Genomic DNA, 24,547 nt, shown 5'->3' on the forward strand with positions numbered 1-24,547 from the left:
GTGTCCATCCCGTGCGGGGGGAGCGGAGGACTCGGCCGCGCCACGGTACCGGCCGGTCCATACGTACGGATTGCGGCTAAGATACCGGGGATTTCATCGGCACCAAGGCAGGGCTCCCCAAGGATCGCGGTGGTCGCACCCACTCCGGGCGGTACGGAAGGCGGTACCGCGGGCGGTACGGCGGGCGGCCCGCGCCGGGCGGTCTACCTGCACGTCGGAGCGGCGAAGAGCGGCACCTCGTTCCTGCAGGACGTGCTGTGGCAGAACCGCGGCCGGCTGCGCGAGCACGGCGTCCTCTTTCCGGGCGCCGATTTCTCCGCCCAGGTCAGAGCCGCTTTCGACCTGCGCCGGACGTTCTTCCCCGAGGCGTCCGACCCGTGGACGCGCGATGCCTGGCGCGACCTGGTGGACGAGGTCCGCGCCTGGCCCGGGAACGCGGTCATCTCCCAGGAGCTGTTCGCCCCGGCGAGCCCCGCGGACGTCCGGCGGGCCATGGCGGACCTCGGTTTCGCCGATGTCCACCTCGTCTTCACCGCCCGCGACCTCGGCCGGCAGATCCCCGCGCACTGGCAGGAGGACGTCAAGAACCGGTTCACCACCTCGTTCACCGAGTTCGTGGCCGCCCTCCGGCGGCGCAGCTGGCGGACGTTCGAGAGCGCCCGGCTGTTCTGGGGGCTCCAGGACCCGGTCGCGGTCCTCCGGCGCTGGGGCGCGGGCCTGCCGCCGGAACGCGTCCATGTCGTCACGCTGCCCCCGCCCGGCGCGCCCCGTGACCTGCTGTGGCGGCGCTTCTGCGCGGCCACCGGCCTCGCCCCGGACGAGTACGACCTCTCCGGCACGTTCGCCAACCCGTCGCTCGGGCTGACGGAGACCCAGTTCCTGCTCCGCCTCAACGCGGCGCTCGGCGAGCGGATCGGCTGGCACGCCTACAACGACGAGGTCAAGCTCTTCCTCGCGCAGCACGTGCTGGCGGGACGGCCGGCCCCGGTCCGGATCGAGCTGCCCGCCGAGCACCTGCCGTGGGCGACCGAGCGGGCGGTCGAGATGGCCGAGGGGCTGCGCGCGGCCGGCTACCACGTGGTCGGCGACCTGTACGAGCTGATGCCGATGGCCGCGTCCGGCCCCGCGCTCGGGACGCCTCCCGCGCCCGACCCCGACGAGCCGCGCTGGGCGGAGATGGCGGACGTGGGCGTCGACGCGGTCGCGGCGCTGCTCGCCCGCGTCCGGGAGCGGCACGAGCACGCGGCCTCCGTCCCCGGCGCCGAGATGCCGGTCCGCGACCGGATCGGGCCGCTGCGGCGGGACGCCGCCGCACTGGCGGAGGAGACCGCCCGGATGGCCCGGGACGCCGCGCCGTTCGCCGCGCGCGCCGCCCGGGCCGCCGGGGACCGCTACCCGGCCGTCCGCCGCCTCCGCGGCGCCTACCCTCGGTGGCGGGGCGCGGCGGCGCCGTCCGATGCCGAGACGAGAACGACGAGGTGAGCGCGCTGGTGAGCGAGCGGAGGTCCGGCAAGTCCGTCTACCTGCACGTCGGTGCGCCCACCGCGGGCACGGCGTACCTGCACCGGGTGCTGTGGGACAACCGGCGGCGGCTCGCCGACGCCGGCGTGTGCTACCCCGTCGCCGGGCCGCAGGAGCATTTCGGGGCCGTGATGGACCTGCGCGAGATGAGCTGGGGCGGCCGTCGCGACCCGGCCTGGGACGGTGCCTGGACGCGGGTCGCGGAGCGGGCGCGCGACTGGGACGGCCCGGCGGTCGTGTTCTCCCAGGGGCTGCTCGCCGGCGCGACCGAGGAGCAGGTGAAGCGCGCCGTGGCCGCGCTGGAGCCGGCCGACGTCCATGTGGTGTTCGCCACGCGCGGCCTGGGCTGGCAGCTCGTCCTCGACTGGCAGGAGCAGATCCGGCACGCCCACACGGTCCCGTTCGGGCGGTTCGCCGACGACCTCGTCGCGCTCGGCATCGAGGCGCCCGAACCGTACGGCGCGATGTTCTGGGGGCTGCACGACCCGGTGCGGGTGCTGGCCGCCTGGGAGTCCGCCGTGCCGAAGGAACGGATCCACGTGCTCACGCTGCCCGCGCCCGGCGGCGGCTCCGCCGTGCTGTGGGACCGGTTCCGCGCCGCGACCGGGATCGGCGCGGGCGTGTGCGACACCGGAGGGATACCGGCGGACGAGCCGCTCACGGCGGTGGAGGCCGAGCTGCTGCGCCGGTTGAACGAGCGGATCGGCCCCGCGCTGGGCGAGGACTACGAGCGCGTCGTCCGCGCGTACTTCCTCGGCGAGAACGGTGCTGGGGGCGCGGCGGCGGACCGGGCGCCGATGGGCCTGCCCGCCCGGCACGCCGAGTGGGCGGCGGCGCGGACACGGGAGACGGCCGCGTCGCTGCGCGCGTCCGGCTACGACGTGGTCGGCGACCTCGCCGAGCTCACGGACGCCCCGGCCCCCGCGGCCGGGCTCGTCCCGGACGAGGTGCCCGACGAGCTGATCGCGACCGCGTCCGTCGAGGTCGTGGCGCACCTGATGGAGGAGCTGTCGATGACGCGGGAGCGCGTCGGCCTCGCCCACCTGCACGGCGAGCTGGCCGGCATCCGGGAGAACGTGCGCGAGCTCATGGAGGCCGCCGCGGACCCGTCCCCGGCGCTGCGGCGCGCCGCGCGCCGGGCCGCCCGCCGGCGCGGCCGATGAGCGGCGGGGGTGAGCCGGAGGCGGACACGGCCGTGACCGCCGTGGTCGTCACCTACAACCGGTGCGACCTCCTGGCCGAGGCACTGGCCGCGCTCGCCGCCCAGACGCGTCCCCCCGACCGCACCATCGTGGTGGACAACGCCTCGGCGGACGGCACCGCCGCGATGGTCGCCGGCCGCTTCCCGGAAGCGGACCTGCTGTCGCTGCCCCGCAACGTGGGCGGGGCCGGCGGCTTCGGCGCCGGGATCGCCCGGGCGCTGAGCGGCGGCGCGGACCTGCTCTGGCTGATGGACGACGACACCGTCCCCGAGCCGCCCGCCCTCGCCGAGCTGCTCGCCGCGCGCGAGCGGGCCTCGGCCGGTGCGGACGGCCCGCCCGCGCTGGTGGCCAGCCGGGTCGTGTGGACCGACGGCCGCCCCCACCCCATGAACACGCCCCGCCCGAAGCCCCGCGCGACGGCCGCCGAATCGCGGCTCGCCGGCGCGGCGGGATGCGTGCCGATCCGCTCCGCGTCCTTCGTGTCCGTGCTCGTGGACGCCGCCGCGGTCCGGGAGCGCGGGCTGCCGGTCGCCGACTACTTCCTGTGGAACGACGACTTCGAGTTCACGACGCGGCTGCTGCGCGGCCGCCGCGGGCTGCTCTGCCCGCGCAGCGTCGCCGTCCACCGCACGGAGCGGTTCGGGGGCGCGGACGCCGATCCCGGCGACCGCTTCTACTACGAGGTCCGCAACAAGATCTGGCTGTTCACCGGCAGCCGGGGGCTGGCGCCGGCGGAACGCGTCCTGTACGCGGGGTCGACGCTGCGCCGCTGGTCCCGCACCTTCGCGGGCTCCCGGGACCGGCCGGTGCTGCGCCGCGCGCTGGCCCGCGGCCTCAGGGACGGCCTGACCGGGCGCCCGCGTCCCACGGCGGCGGTCCTCCGGGAGGTCGGGGTCGAGGTCCCGCCGGACCCCTACCGCACCTCGACGTAGTCGACCTGTCCCTGGCCCGGGCCGCCGAGCGGGCGCAGACCCACCGTGTTCCATCCGGCGGCCAGCTCGACCTGCGCCGTCACCGACGTCCAGGCGAAGCCCCGTGTCGCGCGCAGCCGGACGGACGTCGCGGCGTACCCGTTGACCGCGAACTCCATCTCGGCGTCGGCCCCCGCGGGGTTCGCGTACTGCGTCCGGACCGCGTACTTCCCGGCGACCGGCGCGAAGACCGGCACGTCCATCCGGCAGTCGGCGCGGACGAGCGGCCCGACCGCCACGCCGCCGGACGCGCCCGGCCGGGCCGCCGCGGGCGCGCAGCCGTTCAGCCGGCCGCGCTCCGCCTCGAAACGGGCGGGGACGCCGCGGACGGCGGGGCGGGCGCCGTCCCAGCCGAGGCGGGCGACGTACATGCCGCGGGTGACGCGGGAGCCGCCGTGGTAGTCGAGGATGCCGTGGAAGACCAGGTAGTCGCCGGTCTCGTCGGTGAGGACGTCCGCGCTCCCCGGGCCCTGCACCGCGCCGCCGTACTGCCCGGTCGACTGGATCGGCCCTGCCTTGCGGTACGGCCCCTCGATCGACGGCGCCACCGCGTAGCGGGTCTGGTAGTTCGACTGGAAGTACCAGCCCGCCGAGTAGAGCAGCACGTACTGGTTCCCGCGCCGGACGAGGTCGGGCGCCTCCACCAGGACCGGCTCGTCCGGCGCCCGCGCCATGATCTTCTTCGGCTCGGCCGCGCGGCGCAGCCCGTCCGGGCTCAGCTTGACCAGGTAGATCGACGCCGTGGCCCGGGCGTCGGTCTTGTAGAGCAGGTAGCGCGTCCCGTCCGTCTCGATGTAGGACGCCGGGTCGATGGCGCCGCCGAGGTCCAGCGGGCAGACCAGCGGCCCGCCCTCCACCGGGACGAACGGGCCGGCGGGCGCGGTGGCCGTGGCCACGCCGACGCACTGCGCGTCGCCGCCCTTGCGGCGGGCCGAGAAGTACAGGATGTAGGGGCCGGACCCGTGCTGCGGCGGGACGACCTCGGGCGCCCAGGTCCAGCCCTCGGCGGCCCAGGCCGGCAGCCGGGCGAGGGCGTCGCCGGACGTCCGCCAGGGCCCGGTCGGGGACGGCGCCGTCGCGACGGGCACCGCCGCGTCCGCGTTGTTGGTGCCGTAGGCGAAGTACGTCCCCGCGGCCTTGATCACGGTGGGGTCGGCGAACGAGCCGTCGATCACCGGCTTGACCGGCGAGTAACCGGGCGGGTCGAGCGGTACCGGGGAGCCGGCGGGGCTCGGCAGCGGCGGCCGCGCGGAGCCGCGCGCCGGCCCCGGCGAGGTCCCGCCGGAGGAGGGCAGGCAGGAGACGGCCAGCAGGACGACCAGCGCGATCACACCGCTGATCGCGGCCCCCGCGACCAGCGGCACCAGCGGCGCGAGCGCCCGCGGATCCCCGCCCGGTCTCCTCATCTCACCGGCATCATGCCAACAAGGCGCAGGTGCGGCGAACCGCCCGGACGCGCGGAACGGCGTCCGAATCGTTACGCTTGCCCGGCGACCGCATCGTGGAGGGGAAGACGTTGATCCGACACCGGGGGGCGGCCGCCGTCCTGTGCCTGATCGCCGTCCTCGCCCTCGGCGGGTGCTTCCTCCAGCCCGGCGGCGACGCGAAGACCGGCGGGGACGCGAAGGCGGGGCAGGGGGCGCGCAAGCCCAACATCGTCTTCGTCCTCACCGACGACCTCTCCTGGAACCTCGTCGCGCACATGCCGCAGGTGCTCCGGATGCAGCGGGAGGGGCTGACGTTCGACAACTTCATCGTGGCGGACTCGCTGTGCTGCACGTCCCGCGCCACGATCTTCACCGGCCAGTACCCGCACAACACCCGGGTCCGGACGAACTTCCCGCCCGACGGCGGCTTCGAGGTGTTCAAGCGGAACGGCGGCGAGCAGATGTCGTTCGCCCCGGCCCTCCAGAAGGCCGGGTACCGCACCGCCCTGCTCGGCAAGTACATGAACGGCTACCTGCCGAGCATGAAGCAGGGCGGGACGACGCCGTACGTGCCGCCGGGCTGGACCGAGTGGTACGTCAACGGCAACGGCTACCCCGAGTACAACTACAACCTGAACGAGAACGGCCGGCTCGTCCACTACGGTTCCGCGCCGCAGGACTACCTGACCGACGTCCTCGCGGGCAAGGGCGTGGACTTCATCAAGCGGTCCCAGGGCTCGGACAAGCCGTTCTTCATCGAGGTGTCCACGTTCGCGCCGCACGGGCCGTTCATTCCGGCGCCTCGGCACGCGGGGATGTTCGCCGACCTGCGGGCGCCGCGGTCGCCGTCCTTCAACGAGGCGGACGTGCGCGACAAGCCGTCCTGGCTGCGGTCGCACGCTCCGCTGCGCAAGCCCGGACTCAACGGGATCGACGCGGGCTTCCGCGACCGCGTCCGGATGGTCCAGGCGGTGGACGAGATGATCGGCCGAATCCGAACAACGCTGAAGGAACTGGGCATCGACCGCGAGACCTACGTGGTGTTCGGCTCCGACAACGGCTTCCACATGGGCGAGCACCGGCTCGCCGGCGGCAAGATGACCGCGTTCGACACCGACATCCGGGTGCCGTTCGTCTTCACCGGGCCGGGCGTCCCGGCCGGCCGCACCGTCCCGCAGATCGCTCAGAACACCGACCTCTCCCCCACCTTCCAGGAACTGGCCGGAGCGCGTCCCTCGCCCGCCGTCGACGGCCGGTCGCTCGTGCCGTTCCTGCGCGGCGGCACGCCGCCGGACTGGCGCGAGACGGCGCTCATCGAGCACGTCAAGCCGCCGCCGTCCGCGGAGGACCCCGACCGGCAGGACTCCGCGCCCGGCGCGCCGACGACCTACAACGCGCTCCGCACGAACGACATGCTCTACGTGGAGTACGCGGCCGGCGAGCGGGAGTACTACGACCGCACCCGGGACCCGCACGAGCTGAACAACATCGCGGGGACGCTCCCGGAGCAGCGGCGGCGGCACCTGTCCGACCTGCTGTACGCGCTGACGCACTGCGCGGGGGCGAAGTGCACCGCCGCCGGCCGGAGCCGGTGAGGACTTCCGTCCCTTATGCGCCGCTATCATCGCTGACGACTGCGGCGACGCAGCGCGACGTTCAGGGTGAGCAGATACGGGGAGAGCCGGCGTGACTCCAACCGGAAATCCGGACGACGACCACGAGGCGGAGCGTCCCGACCCCGGGCAGCCCGCTCAGGTCCCGCCGCCCCCGCGTTGGCTGGACGGCCAGGGCGGTCCCTCCGGGCCGCTGCTCCCCGGCGACGGCGGACCGGCGAAGGCCCTGCCCCCGGAACCCCCTGCCGAGGCGGCACCGCCCGCGGAGACGGCACCTCCTGCGGAGACGGCACAGCCCGCGGAGGCTGAGGCGGAACCGCCCGCCGCCGAGGAGGCGCAAGCCCCCGAGACCGGGGTGGCCGACCGCACCGTCCTGGAGTTCAGGTTCGAGCAGGAGAACGAGGCGAAGCCCGCGCCCGCGGCCCCCGTGGCTCCGGCGCCGGCCACGTCCACCGACATTCCCGGGCCGCCGCCGTTCCCGTACGCGCAGCAGCCGCCGGCACCGCCCGCACCGCCCGCGCCGGTCCCGGCTCCGCGTCCCCCCGCCGCGCAGCCTCCGGCCGTGCAGCCCCCTCCCGCGCAGCCCCCCGCCGTGCAGCCTCCGCCTTCGCAGAGCCCGCCGGCCCACGAGCCGTTCCCGTTCGCGCAGGAGATCCCGAGCGCCCCGCCGCGTCCGGCCCCGGAGCCGTTCCCGTACGCGCAGGAGGTGCCCGGCGCCCCGGCGCCTCCCGCACCCGAGCCCTTCCCGTACGCGCAGGAGGTCCCGGGCGCGCAGAGCGCTCCCCCGGCCGCGGAGCCGTTCCCCTGGGCGCAGCAGATCCCCGGCCCGGGCCCGGCCGCGCAGGACGCCGGCCGCCCGGCGCCGCCGCCACCGGTGATCGACGAACCGTGGCGGACGGGGCAGAGCGCGCCCAAGCAGCGCAGGAGCCTCAAGAAGCCGCTCCTCATCGGCGGGGCGGGGCTGGCCGCCGCGGCCCTGGTCGCCGCGGCGGTGCTCGTGGTGCCCGGCCTGTTCGAGGGCGAGGAGGACGCGGGCGGCGGTGACGCCAAGCTGGCCGGGGCGGTCTTCCCCGTCGACGGCGCGGCGCCCACCGACGGCCGCGACCAGCAGATCACCGGTGTCGCGGCGTCCGGCTCGACGGTCGTCGCGGTCGGCGGCGAGACCGATCCGCAGAACGCCCGCGGCCTGTTCCTGATCTCCGGGGACGGCGGCCGGACGTTCGAGTCCGTCCCGCAGCAGAGCACCGACGGCGGCGTCGCGCCGCCCGGCGGGGTGCCCGAGGCGGTCGGCGCCTCGCCGCGCGGCTGGGTCGCGATCGGCAGCCGCGCGGGCGGCGCCGGCGCCGTGTGGACCAGCGAGAACGGCCGGGAGTGGCGGCGGCAGCCCGACGCCGTCGGCGACGTCTTCGGCCCCAACGACCGGGTGACCCGCATCGTCGGCACCCGCAGCGGCTTCATGGCGATCGGCGAGTACTCCAGGAAGGGCGACTTCAGCGACGCCCAGCGCGCCATGTGGCTGTCCTCCGACGGCCGCCGGTGGGAGGCGCGGATCGGCGACCAGACCGGCCTGCGCGTGGAGAAGGCCGGCGTGTCGTTCGTCGAGGCCGCCGCGAGCGGCGACGTGATCCTGCTGCAGGCGCTCGTGACGCCCAGTTCCCGCAAGCCCGGCCCGTACCGGAAGGTGTGGCGCTCCCAGGACGGCGGCCGGACCTGGGCCGGCTCCGAGGTGCCGGTGCCGAAGGGCAGCCGCGGGCTGATGATCGGCGGCGGCGCGGCCGGGTTCGCGGCGATGCGGGAGATCACGGTGTCCGGCAGGCCCGCCGGGCAGGCGTTCCTTTCCAAGGACGGCAGGACCTGGACCAAGGCCGGCGTCCTGGCCGCGGGCGGCTACCGCAACACCACCGGGATCGCCGTCGACGGCGACGGCTTCACCGCCGTCGTCGCGCGGGACGGGGACACCCTGCTGGCGCGCAGCGCGGACGGCCGGACCTGGCGCAACGCGGGCACCGCCGAGTCGAAGCCGGGCCGGGAGATCCTGGACGCGGCGGCGGCGGGCGGCCAGGCGGTGCTCGTCGGCCGCGAGCCGGGCGGCGGCGACACCAACGCGGTGCTCGGCGTCTGGGACGCGAACGGCACCGAGGTTCCGATCGACCTCGCAAAAATCCCTGGCGCCGTCCGGCCCGACCACTCGGTCCGCTCCGTCAGCGCCACCGGGAACCTGGCCGTCGCGGTCGGGAGCGCGAGCGGCGACGCCGCCGTGTGGACGTCCCAGGACGGCGGCACCTGGAAGGCCGCGCAGGGGCTCGGCGCGGCGTTCACCCGCCCGGGCTCGCAGCAGCTGACCGACGTCGCCGCGGGGACGTCGGGCTGGCTCGCGGTCGGCTACGACCAGGCGGCGGCCCGCCGCCCGCTCGTCGTCACCTCGGCGGACGGCGTCGGCTGGCAGGCCGCCGACTCGGCCGCCGCCTTCGCCGCCGACCGGAGCGGCCAGCCCGTCACGTACGCGGCGGCGGCCGGCGAGCGCGGCTACGTGGTCATCGGCACCCAGGGGACGTCGGCGGTGACCTGGTTCTCGTCCGACCTCAAGAACTGGGAGCGCGGCACCGGGGCCGACCCGAAGGCGCTGACCGGCGGCAAGAACGACCCCCGCTGGATGCTGGACGTCACGACCGGCCCGTTCGGCTTCGCCGCCGTGGGCGGCGTCCGCGACGCCAAGGGCAACCATCCGTCGGTGTGGCTGTCGCCCGACGGCAAGAAGTGGGCGCCGCAGCAGCTGCCGCTGCCGTCCGGCGCCACCGAGGCCCACCTCACGAACGTGGCCGCCAAGGAGAGCACGGTCGTGGTCGCGGGGATCGCCGCGACGCCGAAGGGCCTGGACCGGTTCGGCTTCCTGTCCACCGACGCCGGCCGGACGTGGCGTCCGATCACGCTTCCGGGCGGCGAGACCGTCACGGTCACCGCGCTGGCCGCGACGGCCAAGGGGTTCGCCGCCACCGGCACGACCGGGCGGCCGGGTGCGACGGACGTCGTGTCGTGGACGTCCGCGGACGGCGCCTCCTGGAAGTCCGCGACGCCCGGCGGCACGGGCCTCGGCGGTGTCGGCGACCAGCAGATCACCGGCCTCGTGACCTTCAAGAACACGCTGCTGGGCGTGGGCCGCAGCGCCGACGGGAACGGGGACCAGCCCGTCCTGTGGTCCCGGCCGAACTGACCCGTCCGGCGTCCGGTCCGGGAGGCCGGGCCGGACGCCGCGCTCCGCTCGGCGGTCAGCGGGCGGGCGGGACGGGTGGGACGGGCGGCTCCTGCGGCGGCGTCGCGAGCGGCGGCGGGGCCTGGTTGGCGCGGCGGGCGTGGCGGGGGATGTAGGAGAGGGCGCCGGCCGGGGTGGTGCCGGTGTCGGAGCGGTCGCGGGTGCGGTTGCGGCGGGCGCCGTAGGGGGCGACGACCGCGCGGTAGAACGGTTTGCGGATCACGGTGGGGACGAGGCGGTAGCCGCCGCGGACGACGACGTTGCGCCAGTACTGCGGCTGGGAGATGAAGCCCTCGCGGAGCATCTCGCGCTGCAGCCGCAGTTCGGAGCGCAGCAGCTCGGTGCCGCCGCGGCGCTCGTAGGCGCCCTCGCCGACGCGGTAGTAGACGAGCGGCTCGGCGACGTTCACCATCCGGGCGCCGTTCGCGATCATGCGGACGAACAGCCAGTAGTCCTCCATGAGGGGCAGGTCGCCGTAGCCGCCGGCGGCGACGACGGCGCTGCGCCGGTAGACGACCGTGGGGTGGTTGAACGGGTCGTGGAGCCGCGAGTAGCGGGCGATGTCGGCGGGGTCGCTCGGCGGGATGCGGCGGCCGACGACGTCGGTGATGTCGGTGCCGAACTCCAGCAGGCCGGCGCCGACGAGGTCGGCTCCGGCGCGCACGAGCGGCACCTGGGTCTGGAAGCGGTGCGGCATGGCGACGTCGTCGGCGTCCATGCGGGCGACGATGTCGTGCCAGGCGGCGTGCAGGCCGGCGTCCAGGGCGGGGCCGAGGCCGCGGTTGTGCTCCAGCGGGACGAACACCACCTTGACGGGGCTCCCGGCCATGAGTTCGCGCAGGCACGCCGACAGCTCGGGCGGGACGGGGCCGTCCTGGACGAGGACGACCTGGTCGGGCCGCAGGGTCTGCAGGTGGACGGCGCTCCGGAACGCGTCCCGGACATGTTCCGCCTGGTCGCCGCCATAGACGGTCATCAGCAGGGAGAAGGGTTCGGGCTGCATGCGTCCGTTCCGGGGGAGCTCGGGCGGCCGGTGGAGCCCAGTGCGGGGAGGCGGCTCGTCGGGCCAGGGTCGGAGGGAGTCAACTAGGCCGTCCTACTAGGGACGCTTTGAGGCGGTTAAGGGTTTGCGCGGGCCAAGATATCGCTGATGCGGCTCCGCATCAGGTGTGGGCGCAGATGTCACGGTCCGCACGGATCTCGCCGGCCACCTTGGGCACGGCCGGCGCGAGCCCGCGCAGCCGCGCGCCGTCGTCGCCGATGAGGAGGTACACGTAGCCGGGCTTGGCGGACCGCCAGGGGCGCGGCGTGTGCCCGGGGACCGCGATCGCCACCCGCGCGGCCTGCCGTTCGGCGCCCTCGCCGTACAGGATCCGGGTGCGGGCGTACTTCTTCTTGCTGGTGCCGACCTTGACGACCTGGTAGCCGCGGTCGGCGAGCTGCTCGGCGGTCCGCTGGGCGAGGCCCTCGGTGGCGGACGCGTTGTAGACGCCGATCTTCACCTGCGCGGGAGGGACGGGCTGCACCGTGTTCTGCGCGGCCACCGGGGCGGGCGGCGGGGTCGGCTCCGGCTCGGGGAGCTTGTTGTCCTCCCGGACGGCCTGGAAGAGCGGCTCCGCCAGCGCCTGATTGAACTGGACGCGGTTCTTGTCCTGCGGGTACGCCTGCACCGGCACGGTCACGAACCGGACCTTCCCAGCGCTCATGCCGCGCAGGCTCGCCGCGAGCTTCTGCATCACCGAGAGCGTGAGCCGGTCGTCGGCCTTGATGGACTTGGTGGCGGCGGAGAGGAAGGCGTAGGTCCGCCCGGGGTCGGTGAGCATGCCCTTGTCGGTCGCCTTCTTGACGACGGAGGCCATGAACGCCTGCTGCCGCTTGATCCGGTCGAGGTCGGAGCCGTCGCCGAGGACGTACCGGGTGCGGACGTAGCCGAGCGCCTGGTCGCCCTGGACGACCTGCTTGCCCGCCTTGAGGTGCAGTTCGGCCTTGGGGTCGTCGATGCGCTTCGGCACGCAGATCTCGACGCCGCCGAGCGCGTCCACGACCCGTTTGAAGCCGGTGAAGTCGACCTCGACGTAGTGGTCGATGTGGATCTTGGTGAGGGACTCGATCGTCCGCCAGGTGCAGGCGGGGCCGCCGTTGGAGAACGCCGCGTTGATCATCCCGAACTGGGCCGGGACGACGGTGCCGTTCTTCTTCTTGCACGGCGGCATCCGCACCATGGAGTCGCGGGGGAAGCTGATCCCGATGGCGCTCTCTCCGCCGGGCGAGATGTGCAGCAGGATCGTGGTGTCGGAGCGCTGCCCGGCCTCCTCGCCGTAGCGGGCGTTCTCCCCGGCGCGGCTGTCGGACCCCATCAGCAGGATGTTCAGCGAGCCGTTCAGCTTGGGCGGGCGGTTCGCGCCGAGCCGGTCGTCGACGTGCTCGCGGTCGATCTGGCCGTCCAGCCGCCGCCAGAAGCCGTAGGCGGTGAGGCTGCCGGCCACCAGCACGACCGACAGCGCGATCGACAGGCCGCCGAGCACGCGCCACAGACGCCCCCGCACCGGCGGCTCCGGTGGCGTCGGGGCGTTGTCCGCGTAGTAGACGCCGGAGGGCGCGGCGGCTCGCTGCATCCGTAACATTTCAGCACAGATTGGACATGCGTCACCGGCGTCACCGGAAACTGCGGGACCCGCACCGCCCGGGGTCCGGCGGGCGCCCGGCCGGCGGGTGCTCCCGGTGACTAGACTCCCGGACGAGATGAGCACCGTAGACGCGCTGACCGACCAAGCGATGGTCGTCCTCCAGGACCGGCCGGTCGTGCCGCTGAGCGCCTGGCTGAACAAGGCCCTGGCCGACTGCGCCGAGACCGGCCGCACGCTGCAGCTCGTCACGCCGCTGGAATCCCGGCTGACGCTGCCGCTGCGCACCGCCGCGTCCGGCGACGGCGCGCAGTGGATCGTGCGCAACGGCGACGGCTACTACGAGGGCCTGACCGGACGGCCGATGAGATGGGGCGGCGGGACGTTCGTGCCCGTCCCCGAGGCCCGCGACTACGCGCCCGGGTTCACCACCCGCCCGACCGCGCCGATCGGCGCGCAGCTCACCCTCGTCTACCGGATCCGGCACGCCGCCGAGGGCGACCTCGCCGGGACGATCGAGCGCCTGCTGCAGCTGCTCACCGGCAAGTACCCGGCCGGGCTCGGGCCCGCCGAGCCGCTGGAGCACCCGTGGCGGCGCGACCGGCTCACCGAGTACGTGCGCGGACGCTCCAGCGTGCGGCTCGTCGTCGGCGGCGACGGCCCCCGCCCCGCCCAGGCGATCTGCGACTACAGCGCCGGCGAGGGCGGCGCCGTGGCCGAGACCAGCACCGTCACCGTCGGCTACGCCCCGCAGGACCCGCCGCCCCTCCAGCACCTCCCGACGCTCGTCGGCGCGCTCGCCGCCGACCAGCCGATCGCGTCGCTGTTCGTCCAGCTCACCCCCGGCCGCGCCGACCTCACCACCGAGCCGCGCTGGACGGGCGCGCCCGCCCCGGTCGCGCTGGCCGTCGCGGGCACCGTGGCGGGCCCGAACGGGATCCCCGGCCAGCAGGTCGGGCCGCCGCGCGCCCCGCTGACGTTCTTCCCGCTCGGCGACGGCCGCTCCCCGGACGGCTGGCAGCGGCACAGCGCGCTCATGCAGCACCTCCAGTCGTCCTGATCCGGGCCCGGCCGATCCGGCCCGGGCCGATCCGGGCCCGGCTGATCCGGTCAGGGCGGGGCGTCCCGCCCATGCCGTTCTTCGGCCGGATGATCTACCCGGAAGGGATGATGTACGGTCCTTGACCATGGTGATGGACGGCCGGCTCGACGCGCTTGAGCGGGCCGTCGAGGGGACGCTCGCCGAGGGGTCGTTCGAGTACGACGGAGACGCGGCGGTGCTCCGCATCGAGGGCTCCCCCGTCCGCACCGCCGGCTGGGGCATCGGGGCCGGCGCGGGCGGCGTGGCGCTGCTGCTCGCCGGGGCCGTGCTGTCCCTCGCCGGGCTCCCGGACGAGGCGCGCTGGGCGCTCGCCCCCGGCGCGGCGCTGCTCGGCGCCGTGGCCTGCTTCCTGCTGCTGTGGCGGTTCAGCCCGCTGTCGCGGCTCTGGACGGACCTGGAGCTGCGGTTCGCCGAGCGCGCCATCGTCCACCGGCGGACCCGGCTTTCGTTCGGCGACCTGCGCCCCGAGCACCTGGTGTGGAAGAACGGGCCGTTCTTCCGGCGGCTCTACGTCCGGCACCCGTCGCTGCGCAAGCAGCTCGCCGGGTTCTTCGGCAGCGAGGAGCGGCAGGCCGAGGAGTTCCGGAAGCGGCTCTGGGAGCTGATCTCCGCGCCCGACCTGCCCGGCGCACCCGGCGTGCCCGGCGTCCCGCGGCGCGGCGGCGACCTCACCCCCGTGCAGCGCTGGATCATCGGCGCGGGCGCGCCCTACGGCGCGATCAACGGGTTCCGGGTGGACCGCCTCGGCGCCGGCCCCGGCGCCGCCGCGGCCGCCGACCGGCGCGCCGCCCAGGAGCTGCTGCAGGACCCGTGGGGCGCCTACGACCTGGAGCAGCTGCTCGCCGCCCTCAACTGGCTCGTCCAGGACGGGCACCGCGCCGACTTCACCCAGGACGCCGACCTCGCCGCCCGTCCCCCGGCCGCGCAGGAGGAGTACGCGGAGCTGCTGCGGGAGGTCGACGGGCTCATCTCGGCCGACCGGCTCGAACCGCCGTTCGTCGAGCGGCTGATCGAGCTGGTCCAGGTGCGGTACGGGGACGAGGGCGACGAGTACGCGCGGCTCGTCCCGCCGCTGCTGCGCGACGAGCCCGGCGCGGACGCCAGCGAGGAGGGCGCCGAGCTGGCGCAGTTCCTCCACCAGCTGTTCAACGACCGCAACCACGCCGCCGAGGAGCTGCACCGGCTGAAGGTCCTCGCCGACCCGGCGCTGCGGGCCAACGTGGGGCGCTTCCTCATCTGGGACTACGGCCGCGCCCTGATGCTCTACCGCTGGGGCCACATGGTCGGGTGGCTGACCGAGGAGTACTGCTGGGAGCGGATGCTCCCGCTGGCCCTCGACATCCAGCGGCGGTACTCGTCCTGGCGGGACATGGCCACCTGCTACTTGCAAGGGCGGCTGCTCTGGTCGGGCGGCGGAGGCAAGGCGCAGGACGAGTACGAGCGGCTCGTCGACGACCTCGCCACCCAGCCGCGCAGCCCCTGGAACCTCGTCCCGTGGGACCTGGACCTCACCCGCGACTGGACCTGACCCGCGACTGGACGTGAGCCCGGCGCGCGGGACGGCGCGCGGGACGGGTCAGCCGATCACGCCGCCCTGGTAGGCGTCACCGGGCAGGCCGCCCGGCTGCGGGGCGTCCTCGCCGTGCTCGGCCGCCCTCCAGCTCTGGGCGGGCGGGTCGGTCGCGCCGTCGGGGTAGACGATGCCGCCGAGCCAGCGGACGAGGGAGTCGGCGAACGCGCGGGCGACGCGCATCGCGTCCGGGACGTCGGCGACGGCGCGCACGTCGACCCACCAGACCGGCACCCCGACGCGGTCGGCGAACTCGGGGCCGAGCAGCCGCCGGATCTCGCTCTGCGCCGAGACGTGCACCGCGTCCTCGATGGAGACGAGCAGCCGGCCCTCGGCGTCGTACAGCAGGGTCGGTTCGGGCTCCCCGCCGCGCAGCTCCAGCCGCTCGCCCATGGCGATCATGCCGTCGGCCACGGCGTGCACATCCGGATCGCGGCGCACCAGCGCCACCAGGTCAGTGCTCATCGGTCACCTCGGCGTCGGGCGGGACGGAGCGGGCCGCCGCCGCACAGGGCGGCCGGTCGCCGGCTTGAGTCGGACACGTGCCTCCCCTCTTCCCCGCAACTTTATGAGAGATCCGGACGCACTGCCCACGGGACGACCCTGCCTCCGCCGACATACCTACCATCTACCGCGATATCGGAACGTTCCGCCCGCTACTCTGGTCCGACCTTTCGCGACCCCCGCATGAGCATCGGCACGGAGCCAGCATGTACCCCCCCTCAGCAGCCGGGCCCTCCGCCCGGCGGCCCCGGCTACCCGCCGCCCGGCGGCCCGGGGTTCCCACCGCCGCCGGCCCCGCCCGGCCCCTACGGCGCCCCCGGATTCCCTCCGCCGCCACGGAGCGGCGGCGGCGCGCTCGTCCCGCTGCTGATCATCGGTGTGGTGCTGGTCCTCGCGCTGGTCGGGGTCGGCGCGTTTTTCATCCTGGGCGGGGACGACGACAACGACCGCTCGGTCGCGGTCCCCTCGTCCACGCCCTACTCGCCCCGCTACAGCTCGTCGCCGGAGCCGACGTCCACCCCGACGAGCGAGACGCCGTCGGGCGACCTGTCCGAGGTTCTGTCGACGACCATCCGGACGGCGAAGGGCAACACCTTCACCCGGGCCGGCACCCGCACCCAGTCGTGCACCTCGCGGGCCAACGACCGGCTCCGCACCGCGCTGCGCGCGCACCCGTGCACCGGGCCGATGTACTCGGCGGTGTACGCCGACCCGGACAAGAAGATCATCACCGCGGTGTCGGTCATGACGCTGGCCGATCCGTCCGCGGCGAGCAGCGTCAGCCGGGCCACCACCGAGAAGGGCTGGCCGCTGCTGCTCACCCCGTCCAACGCCAGCGGGCTGCCGCAGCCGCAGCCGGACCCCGCCTACTGGACGCGGTCGTGGACGCAGGGCTCGCGCGTGATCTACGCCCAGTCGTACTGGACCACCGGCGCCGCGACCGGCGGCCGCGAGGGGCGCGTCTTCGCCACCGCCGGGGAACTCGGCGTCGAGGTCACCAACACCCTCATCTGGAAGGGCTGACCCCCCGCGCGAGCGGCCCGCTCAGCGTGACCGGGCCGCTCAGCGTGACCGGCCCGCCCGGCGTCAGCGGGCCGCGCTGGGGGTGAGCGCCCGCGCGAAGACCTCGTGCACGACCCTGGTCACCGCCGTCCGCGCGGCGGCGGAGACCTTGCTCATGTCGACCGAGCTGCCCGTCGCCAGATGCCGGTCGTACGGCACGAAGACCACGGGCAGGCCCCAGGCGGAGAGCATCTGCTGCGCGCGGTGCAGGTCGGCGCCCACCTGGGGCGCGTGGGAGACCATCGCGATGACCGTCCGGCGCAGAAGATCCTGTAGGTCGTTGGCCGCGTACCATTCGAGCGCCCCGCGCGCGCTGAGCGCACCGTCCACCGTGCCGGGCGTCACCAGGACGAGGCCGTGCGCGCTCGCGACGACGCCACGGTTCAGCTCGGTGAGGATTCCGGCGCCGCAGTCGACGACGGTGGTGCCCACGTACCGGCCCACGACGCTGAGAGCGCTCTGGAACATGTCCAGCGTGAACTCGCCCGCGATGCGCCCGCCCCGCGTCGACGACAGCACGAACAGGCCCTCGGGGGTGCGCGCCAGGTACCGCGCCGCCTCCTCGAACGTGCTCGGGTTCTGCCCCGCGAGGTCGAACAGCGACAGCTCGGTGCGGACGCCGAGGCGCAGCGGCAGCGAGCCGAGCTCGGCGTCGGCGTCGGCGGCGAGCACCCGGTCCTGCCGGTAGCGGGCCAGCTCGGTCGCGACGAGCGCCGCCATCGTGGTCTTGCCGGCGCCGCCGCGCACGCTGGCCACGGCGATCCGCCGGGTGCTCGGGACCGGCCGCTGCATCAGGTCGATGAACCCGGCGTGCTCCCTGGCCTCGCGCCCGCCGCCGCCCATCGCGTTGCGGACGCCGCGTCCCACCCGGCGGGCGAGGGGGTCGCCGTGCTGGTTCCTGCGGACGAGCTCGTGCGCCGGGATCTGGTGGCCGACGCCCGAGGCCTGGTCGGCCGGCGCGGGCTGCGCGGCCGGGGCGGGCGCCTGCGGCGCCGGGGCGGCGCCCTCACCGGACGACGACGACACCCCGCCGAGGACGGGGTTGACCGCCGACTCCCAGTCGAAGTCGGAGTGCACGAGGGGCTCGACCGGCTCCGGCGCGGCCTCGGGGGCCTGCGCGGTCTCGGGCACCGGCGCGGGCTGCGGCGGCTGGGCGTTCTCGGGAGCCGGCGCGGGCTGCGGCGGCTGGGTGCTCTCGGGAGCCGGCGCGCTCTCGGCGGGCTGCGCGCCTTCGGCGGGCTGCGCGGTCTCGGGAGTCTGCGGGTTCACCGGCCACGCGGCGGGCTGCTGGACGTTCTCCGGCCGCGGCGCCTCCCGCTGGGCCGTCGCCTGCTGGTCGGTGGCGGACACGTCCTGCTGCGAGGGCCGCTCGTACCACTGCGGCGCGGTCTCGGGCTGCGGCGCGCGGGCCTCGGGCCGCGGCTCGGAGGGCGGCTGCGGGTTCTGGTGCTGCGGGTCGGGCAGGAGCGGAGCCGGTTCGCCGGACCCCGCGGACGACTGCATGGCGGGCGCGGCGAATGGCGGTGCCTCGGGAACCGGCCCGGCGGCGCCCTGCGCGGACGGGGCGGGCTGCGGCGCGGGCGGCACCGGCTGCGCGGCGGGAGCGGCGGGCTGTGCCTGCTCCGGCGCGGGACGGGGCGGAGCCTCCGCCCCCCACGACGCTCCGCCGAGGCCGAGCGGAGCTCGGTCGAGCCGCCGCAGCCCCCGGCGCGAAACGCCGATGTCACGCAGGACCGCATGCTGCCAGCTGGAGTCGGACACCTGCCTCCCCTCTCACCGGCCAGCCTACGAGACGCGTGTCACCGCACGCACCGGAACGGGGTGCGCGGGACACGCCCCCACACCCTAGGAGTCTTCGCGTCCCAGCGTTTCACCGGCGGGGGGACCTGCACAGGGGAACGCGGTCACGAATCGGACGCCTCGCCGGACCGGCGCGCCTCCTGCCGGGCCCGCGACGCCTCGTAGGCGGCGAGGGAGCGCTCCCCGCCGGGCCGCATCTCGAAGCGGATGCCCCGGTCGCCCTCGAACGGGTTGCGGTGGTCGAACCCGCCGCGGTAGATCTCGTTCGGCACCCGCTCGGGGAACGCGTCGCAGTACGGGATCCAGCGGTCGAGCGACGTCTCGGCGCCAGGATTGGACCTCTTCTGCAACCGCACGCAGGCGTCACAGATGTTCGGTCTCCTGCGCATCGTCAGCCACCCTCCAAGGTCGTACCACCGGTCCCAGCAGTGTTCCACACCCCCACCGCTGCGCGCCGCATCCCTCTATTGTCTTGGATCGCTGCATACCGGTTGCTAAAACCGGTTTGAAACCCGTATACATTGATCAATCCCTGTGTGTCTGTGATCGTGCGCGGTCGCGGGCTATCGCAAGCTCCCGACGAACAGAGGGGTGACCGTGCGCGCTGAATGGCAGGCGCATATCGACGAACTCCTGCAGACCTACCAGGAGAAGCGCCGGCAGATCGCGGACATGCAGTCCCGCCTGGAGACGATCGAGGCCGAGGCGGAGGCCGCCGACGGCATGGTGCGGGTGAAGGTCGACCGGCAGGGCCGGCTCACCTCCCTCGAGTTCGACCCGCGCGTGCAGCGCAAGCTCGGCTCCGAGGAGCTCGCCGAGGCGGTGCTGGAGGCGTCCCGGGACGCGCAGGCGCAGGTCGCCGACCAGATGCGCGCGGCGATGCAGGGACTCGTCCCCGACGGCCCGGCCGAGAGCGGCTTCGACATCACCAAGCTGCTGCCGGAGCGTCCCGACGACTTCGACGCGGTCCGCGAGCGACTGGGGATCCCGCCGCGATGACCTACGAATACCTAGAGGTCGACACAGAAGAGCTGAAGCGCGCCGGCAAGGGGTTCACCACCGGCGCCACGCAACTCGAGGCGATCTTCAACCGGCTCAGCTCCGCCCTGTCCGCCGAGGGCGAGTGCTGGGGCGCCGACGAGACCGGCAAGACGTTCGCCGAGGGCTACAAGGAGCCGAGCACGCAGGTGCTGGAGTCGTTCCCGAAGCTCAAGGAGGGCCTGGAAGGCATCCGGAAGGGCGTCGACCAGATGGCCAAGACCTACAAACAGGCCGAGGACACCTCAAGGCTGAAGTGAGCTGATCCGTGGGTCTTGAAATCCCAGAACCGGTCCAGTGGCTGTCCTGGATCATCGGCGCCGACTGGCCCGAGGGCGACGAGACGGCGATGCGCCGCTGCGCCGACGCGTGGCGCGCCGCCGGCACCGAGGTCGGCGAGCTGATCGAGGAGCTCAACCAGGCGGCGAACGACGTCCGCGGCGCGCTCGACAGCGGCGCCGCCGACGAGTTCGGCAAGAACTGGGAGAAGTGGGTTTCCACCGACCCGCAGATCCTCACGAAACTCGTCGAGTCGTGCGGCCAGTTCGGCGAGACGCTGGACGGCGGCGCACTCGACATCGAGTACGCGAAGTACATGTTCATCGCGCTGCTGATCATCACGGCGATCGAGATCGCCTATTTGATCGCGGCGGCCTTCGCGACGTTCGGCGCCTCCACCGCGGCCATTCCCGCCGTCGAGGCGGGGGCGCAGATCGCCTCCAGAACCATCTTCCAGCGGCTGCTGGAGTGGCTGAGCAGGCGCTTCCTCGGCGCCGTCCTGAAGGGCGCGCTCGTCGGCGCGCTGGAGGGCGGCGGGCTGGACCTGCTCGTCCAGGGCATCCAGATCGCGCAGGGCAACCGGGACGGCGTCGACTGGAAGAAGACCGGGGCGGCCACTTTGGACGGCGCGATCGGCGGCGCCATCTCCGGCGGCATCGGACACGGCATCGGCAAGATCCCCGGCGTGAGCGACGCCGCCGACACCGCGGCCGGCAACATGGTCAAGGGCATGGTCCGGGACGGCGCGTCCGAGGCCATCAGCGGCGTGGCCGGCACGGTCGCCACCGCCGCCATCCACGGCGACCCGCTGACCTGGGACGCCATCGCCAAGGGCGCCACGTCGGGCGCGTTCGGCGGCGCCGTCGGCGGCGGCAAGGACGGCCTCAACGACTACAACTCGTCCGTCCCCGGCGGCGACCCGCCCGCTCCGGGCACGCCCCCCACTCCCAGCCCCACCCCCACGCCGACCCCGACTCCGTCGACGTCGACCGACCCGGGCGGCTCGCCCTCCCCTTCCGGCGGTGGCGGTGATGGAGGCGGCTCCAACACCGGCGGCGGCGGAGGCGGCGGAGGCGGCGGCTCCAACACCGGTGGCGGAGGCGGCGGTGGCGGCTCGCACTCCGGTGGCGGCGGAGGCGGCGGCGGCTCCCACTCCGGCGGTGGAGACGGCGGCGGTTCGTCCTCCGGCGGCGGCGGCAACCGCATCTCGACTCTGCTCGGCGACACCGGCGGTGGCGGCGGCGGAGGCGGCGGCTCGCACTCCGGTGGCGGAGGCGGCGGCGGTGGCGGAGGTGCCACGCTGGCCTCCTCGGCCCCCGACGGCGGCGGCGGCGCGCCCTCCGGCGGGTCCGGCGGCTCGGGCGGATCGGGCGGCGGCCTCGGCGGCAACCCCGCCGCGTTCGGCGGCTCGTCACCGTCCGGCGGCGGTGTGCCCGGCGGCGCTCCCGCGGGCGGTGCGGCACCCGGCGGCATGGCGCCCGTGGGCGGCGGTGCCGCTCCGGGCGGCGCGGCCCCCGGCGGTGCCGCCCCAGGAGGCGCCGCACCAGGCGGGGCCGCTCCCAGCGGCGGATCGTCCTCGCCCGGGGGCAGTTCACCCTCGGGAGGCTCGACCTCCTCCAGCGGAGGGTCGTCCTCGTCTTCGTCCGGTGGCGGATCGTCTCCCGGCGGCTCCTCCCCGTCCAGTGGCGGGTCGTCCTCGTCGCCCGGCCGCGGTTCCACTTCTTCTTCGAGCACCGGTGGTTCTTCGAGCACCGGCGGTGCGCCCGACGGCGGCTCCAGCCCGCACAGCGGCTCCACTCCCCACGGCGACGGGTCGTCCACACCGCACCCCGGCACCGGCTCCACCAGCCCCGAGACCACGGGCGCGGGCACACCGCCGTCCAACGGCACCCCGTCCCCCACGCCCGGCGGCTCCCCCACCCCGGACGGCGCGACCCCGAGCAGCGGCCCGACCCCGGGCGACAGCCCGGCGCGGAGCGACGCCCCATCGCGAACCGACGGCACGACACCGGGCGACAGCCCGGCCCCGGGCGACGGGCGACCCCCCGGCGACCGCACCGGCACAACCCCGAACGAGGGCACGGCACCGGGCGACGGCACAACGCCGGGCGACGGCCGAGCACCGACGGACGGCACGACACCCGGCGACGGCACAACACCTGGGGACGGCACGACACCCGGCGACGGGACAACGCCCGGCGACGGCACGACCCCCAGGGACGACGCGGCGCCCGACGAGGGCACCGGCACGACACCGGACGAGGGGACGCCTCCCGCCGAGGAGCCCGCGCCCGGTGGCGAGCCCGCCCCTCGCGGCGCGGGGACCACGAACACCGCCTCCGAGTCGCCTCGCGGATCCGACGGGTCCGACGGGACGCGTGACCCGTCCTCGCCGTCCGAGGACGGTTCCGGCGTGCAGCCCGGTCTCATCGCGCCCATGCCGATGGGCATGATGGGCGGCCCCGCCGGCACCGCGTCGGCGGGCGGTGTCGGAGGTCCCTCCTCCGGCGGACCCTCCGTCGGTGGGTCCGAGCGGGCCCCCGGGTCCACGTCGCCGTCCACGTCCCGGGCGCCGGAACGTCCCGCCGGGGACGGCAACCCCAACCTGGAGTCCCCGCGCCCGAAGCCGGACTCCCAGCCCCACGCCCCCGTGGACTCCGACGGCGTCGTCCGCAACGAGCAGGCTCCGCCCGCGAACGAGTCGACGCAGCCGGACGGGGACGCGCCCCACAAGAAGGAGGCGGACGGCACCAAGCCGGACGACGGCTCCTCCGACGACGGCTCGTCCAGCGAGGGCCCCCCGGACAAGACCGACCCGGCCGACGAGGCGCAGCAGCTCGCGGACGCCGAGCAGCAGGCCCGGGACATCCTCGCCCAGTTCGGCGACGACGCGCCCACGGTGGACTTCACGTCCAGCCCGATCGACCCGGCCGCGGTCCGCGAGGTCAACAACGCCCTCCAGGCGCTCTCCGCGGACTACCCCAGCACCATGCAGGGCCTGACCCACATCGGGTCGGAGGACTTCAACCAGTCGCTCGGGCCGGGCAACGACGACGTCCTCGCCTACGCGACGCCGGAGTCGAACGACCCCGGCATCTACCTCAACGACGACGCGTTCGCGGACAACGCGCAGCGGGCCGAGGACGGCGCCGACGAAGAGGCGACCGGCTTCACCGTGCCCGGCGGCGGCTCCACCGAAGGCGTCTTCACCCACGAGTTCGGCCACCACCTCGGCGAGCAGCTCCTCAACGACCCGCAGATGCTCGCGGACCTGAACCAGGCGGTCTCCAACTCCCTCGGCATCCCCTACGACGCGACCCAGCCACACGACCCGGCCACGCAGCAGCGCGTGGAGAACGCCCTGTCCGACTACGGGTCCGGCGACCCGCACGAGATGATGGCGGAGGCGTTCACCGAGTACCGCCTCTCCGAGAACCCCCGTCCGCTGGCCCAGGCCATCGGCCAGGTCATGGACCGCCACCTCGGCGCCAACAGCGGCAACACGCCCGCGCCGGACGGCACGAACGGCACCACGCAGAACGGCGACTCCACGCAGAACGGCGAGGGCAAGCCCCGCATCGGGGAGAACCAGCCGGGCTCCGACCCGACTCAGGACGCACCCGGCGGCGACACGCCCCGCACGGACGACGCCAACCCTCAGCCGGACGAGGGCAGCCCGCGCACTGACAACGAACAGCCCCGCACCGACGAGGGCCAACCCCGCGACACCGACCAAGGCCAGCCCCGCCACGACGCCGAAGGCCAACCACGCGACGCAGAAGGCCAGCCCCGCGATGGGCAGCCGCGCGACGCCGACGAGGGCCAGCCCCGCGACGGGCAGCCGCGCAACGACAGCGAGGGCCAGCCCCGCAACGACGGCGAAGGCCAACCACGCGACGGCGAAGGCCAGCCCCGCGACGGGCAGCCGCGCGACACCGACCAAGGCCAGCCCCGCAACGACGGCGAGGGTCAGCCGCGCAACGACAGCGAGGGCCAGCCCCGCAACGACGGCGAGGGCCAGCCGCGCAACGACGGCGAAGGCCAGCCCCGCAATGACGGGGAAGGGCAGCCGCGGGCGCGGGAGGGGCAGCCGGAGGACTCCGCCGACGGGCAGCCCGGGCAGCGGGACGTCCCCGAGGGGCTGCCGGACCGGCTGCACGACACCTGGCGCAACAGTGCGGAGACCCCGGCGGGGCGGGCGCTGTACGGCCCCGACGAGCCGCACATGCGCGGCGCGGCGGCGATGGTGCCGCCCGATCCCGCGGGCCGGTTCGTGCTCGACGCGCACGGCGACCGCAACGGGCTGATCGTCGGCGACCAGCGGATGAACGCCACGGACCTCGCGGCGCTGATCCGCAGCGACCCGAACTGGAACGGGCGCGACCTGCTCCTGCTGGCCAACAACAGCGGCGACGGCCGGCTGGCGGCCGACGTGGCGCAGCAGCTCGGCGTCCGCGTCACGGCCCCGATCGGCGCCGTCGACCTCAACGCGCTCGGCCATCCCGAGTCGACGGGCTGGACGGTCCACGACCCGGACGGCGGCCGCGTCGCGCCCGACCCGGTGCGCCGCTTCGACACCAACGA

General features: G+C 74.9%; 16 protein-coding genes. 10 read left to right on the forward strand and 6 right to left on the reverse strand.

The genetic code is table 11. The features are described 5' to 3' along the window. The first annotated feature begins 129 nt into the window (after window positions 1-129). From AB0K34_RS05375 to AB0K34_RS05385, 3 genes are read left to right on the forward strand one after another with little or no spacing between them, the layout of a single operon-like run. Window positions 130-1,482: a hypothetical protein gene (locus tag AB0K34_RS05375; RefSeq protein WP_364545819.1), complete on the forward strand. Its 1,353-nt coding sequence runs from the start codon at window positions 130-132 to the stop codon at window positions 1,480-1,482. Window positions 1,483-1,490: 8 nt separating this feature from the next. Continuing rightward, on the forward strand, window positions 1,491-2,684 hold the full coding sequence (locus AB0K34_RS05380; protein ID WP_364545822.1) for a hypothetical protein: 1,194 nt from the start codon (window positions 1,491-1,493) through the stop codon (window positions 2,682-2,684). Further along, window positions 2,681-3,655, forward strand: coding sequence for a glycosyltransferase (locus tag AB0K34_RS05385; RefSeq protein ID WP_364545824.1), 975 nt, complete (start codon window positions 2,681-2,683; stop codon window positions 3,653-3,655). Before AB0K34_RS05380 ends, AB0K34_RS05385 begins: the two co-directional genes overlap by 4 nt. Here the strand turns inward: AB0K34_RS05385 and AB0K34_RS05390 are convergent. Further along, window positions 3,637-5,100, reverse strand: a complete 1,464-nt coding sequence (locus AB0K34_RS05390; RefSeq protein ID WP_364545826.1) for a family 43 glycosylhydrolase — start codon at window positions 5,098-5,100, stop codon at window positions 3,637-3,639. The two genes, AB0K34_RS05385 and AB0K34_RS05390, sit on opposite strands and share 19 nt — an antisense overlap. A gap of 110 nt (window positions 5,101-5,210) precedes the next feature. On the opposite strand from AB0K34_RS05390, the gene AB0K34_RS05395 reads away from it, so the two are divergent. Both AB0K34_RS05395 and AB0K34_RS05400 read left to right on the forward strand, forming a co-directional pair. Continuing rightward, complete coding sequence (locus AB0K34_RS05395) at window positions 5,211-6,716, forward strand: sulfatase (protein WP_301176436.1); 1,506 nt, start codon at window positions 5,211-5,213, stop codon at window positions 6,714-6,716. Window positions 6,717-6,807: 91 nt separating this feature from the next. Beyond that, window positions 6,808-9,945, forward strand: coding sequence for a hypothetical protein (locus tag AB0K34_RS05400; RefSeq protein ID WP_364545829.1), 3,138 nt, complete (start codon window positions 6,808-6,810; stop codon window positions 9,943-9,945). 55 nt (window positions 9,946-10,000) lie between these two features. Here the strand turns inward: AB0K34_RS05400 and AB0K34_RS05405 are convergent, their stop codons facing one another. After that, window positions 10,001-10,987 carry a glycosyltransferase gene (locus tag AB0K34_RS05405; RefSeq protein ID WP_364545831.1) on the reverse strand — a complete coding sequence of 329 codons (987 nt, stop codon included), beginning with the start codon at window positions 10,985-10,987 and terminating at the stop codon, window positions 10,001-10,003. 160 nt (window positions 10,988-11,147) lie between these two features. Continuing rightward, the gene (locus AB0K34_RS05410) at window positions 11,148-12,599 is read right to left on the reverse strand and encodes an LCP family protein (RefSeq protein ID WP_301176439.1); all 1,452 of its coding nucleotides are present in this window, start codon (window positions 12,597-12,599) and stop codon (window positions 11,148-11,150) included. 127 nt (window positions 12,600-12,726) lie between these two features. On the opposite strand from AB0K34_RS05410, the gene AB0K34_RS05415 reads away from it, so the two are divergent. Together AB0K34_RS05415 and AB0K34_RS05420 are read left to right on the forward strand one after the other, a co-directional pair. Continuing rightward, window positions 12,727-13,668, forward strand: coding sequence for a DUF6177 family protein (locus AB0K34_RS05415; RefSeq protein ID WP_301176440.1), 942 nt, complete (start codon window positions 12,727-12,729; stop codon window positions 13,666-13,668). Between the two features lie 127 nt (window positions 13,669-13,795). Then, window positions 13,796-15,238 carry a DUF1266 domain-containing protein gene (locus AB0K34_RS05420; RefSeq protein WP_364545835.1) on the forward strand — a complete coding sequence of 481 codons (1,443 nt, stop codon included), beginning with the start codon at window positions 13,796-13,798 and terminating at the stop codon, window positions 15,236-15,238. A gap of 48 nt (window positions 15,239-15,286) precedes the next feature. Here AB0K34_RS05420 and AB0K34_RS05425 read toward each other — a convergent pair whose 3' ends face one another. Next, a complete protein-coding gene (locus AB0K34_RS05425; protein WP_203596557.1) occupies window positions 15,287-15,745 on the reverse strand; it encodes a hypothetical protein in 459 nt (152 codons plus the stop codon). Between the two features lie 222 nt (window positions 15,746-15,967). Between AB0K34_RS05425 and AB0K34_RS05430 the strand changes: the two genes are divergently transcribed. After that, window positions 15,968-16,807, forward strand: coding sequence for a hypothetical protein (locus AB0K34_RS05430; protein ID WP_364545838.1), 840 nt, complete (start codon window positions 15,968-15,970; stop codon window positions 16,805-16,807). A gap of 63 nt (window positions 16,808-16,870) precedes the next feature. Here the strand turns inward: AB0K34_RS05430 and AB0K34_RS05435 are convergent, their stop codons facing one another. Then, complete coding sequence (locus AB0K34_RS05435) at window positions 16,871-18,607, reverse strand: hypothetical protein (RefSeq protein ID WP_364545841.1); 1,737 nt, start codon at window positions 18,605-18,607, stop codon at window positions 16,871-16,873. A 143-nt stretch (window positions 18,608-18,750) separates the two neighbouring features. Continuing rightward, entirely contained in the window at window positions 18,751-19,035 is a 285-nt protein-coding gene (locus tag AB0K34_RS05440; protein WP_301176445.1) for a hypothetical protein, read from the reverse strand. Between the two features lie 208 nt (window positions 19,036-19,243). Here AB0K34_RS05440 and AB0K34_RS05445 point away from each other — a divergent pair, with 208 nt between their 5' ends. Then, on the forward strand, window positions 19,244-19,645 hold the full coding sequence (locus tag AB0K34_RS05445) for a YbaB/EbfC family nucleoid-associated protein (RefSeq protein WP_138641914.1): 402 nt from the start codon (window positions 19,244-19,246) through the stop codon (window positions 19,643-19,645). Then, complete coding sequence (locus tag AB0K34_RS05450; protein ID WP_138641915.1) at window positions 19,642-19,944, forward strand: WXG100 family type VII secretion target; 303 nt, start codon at window positions 19,642-19,644, stop codon at window positions 19,942-19,944. The genes AB0K34_RS05445 and AB0K34_RS05450 overlap by 4 nt, the downstream gene beginning before the upstream one ends. Window positions 19,945-24,547: the final 4,603 nt, after the last annotated feature.

Origin of the sequence: Actinomadura sp. NPDC049382, from assembly GCF_040677125.1 — a bacterium.
GTDB lineage: Bacteria > Actinomycetota > Actinomycetes > Streptosporangiales > Streptosporangiaceae > Spirillospora > Spirillospora geliboluensis.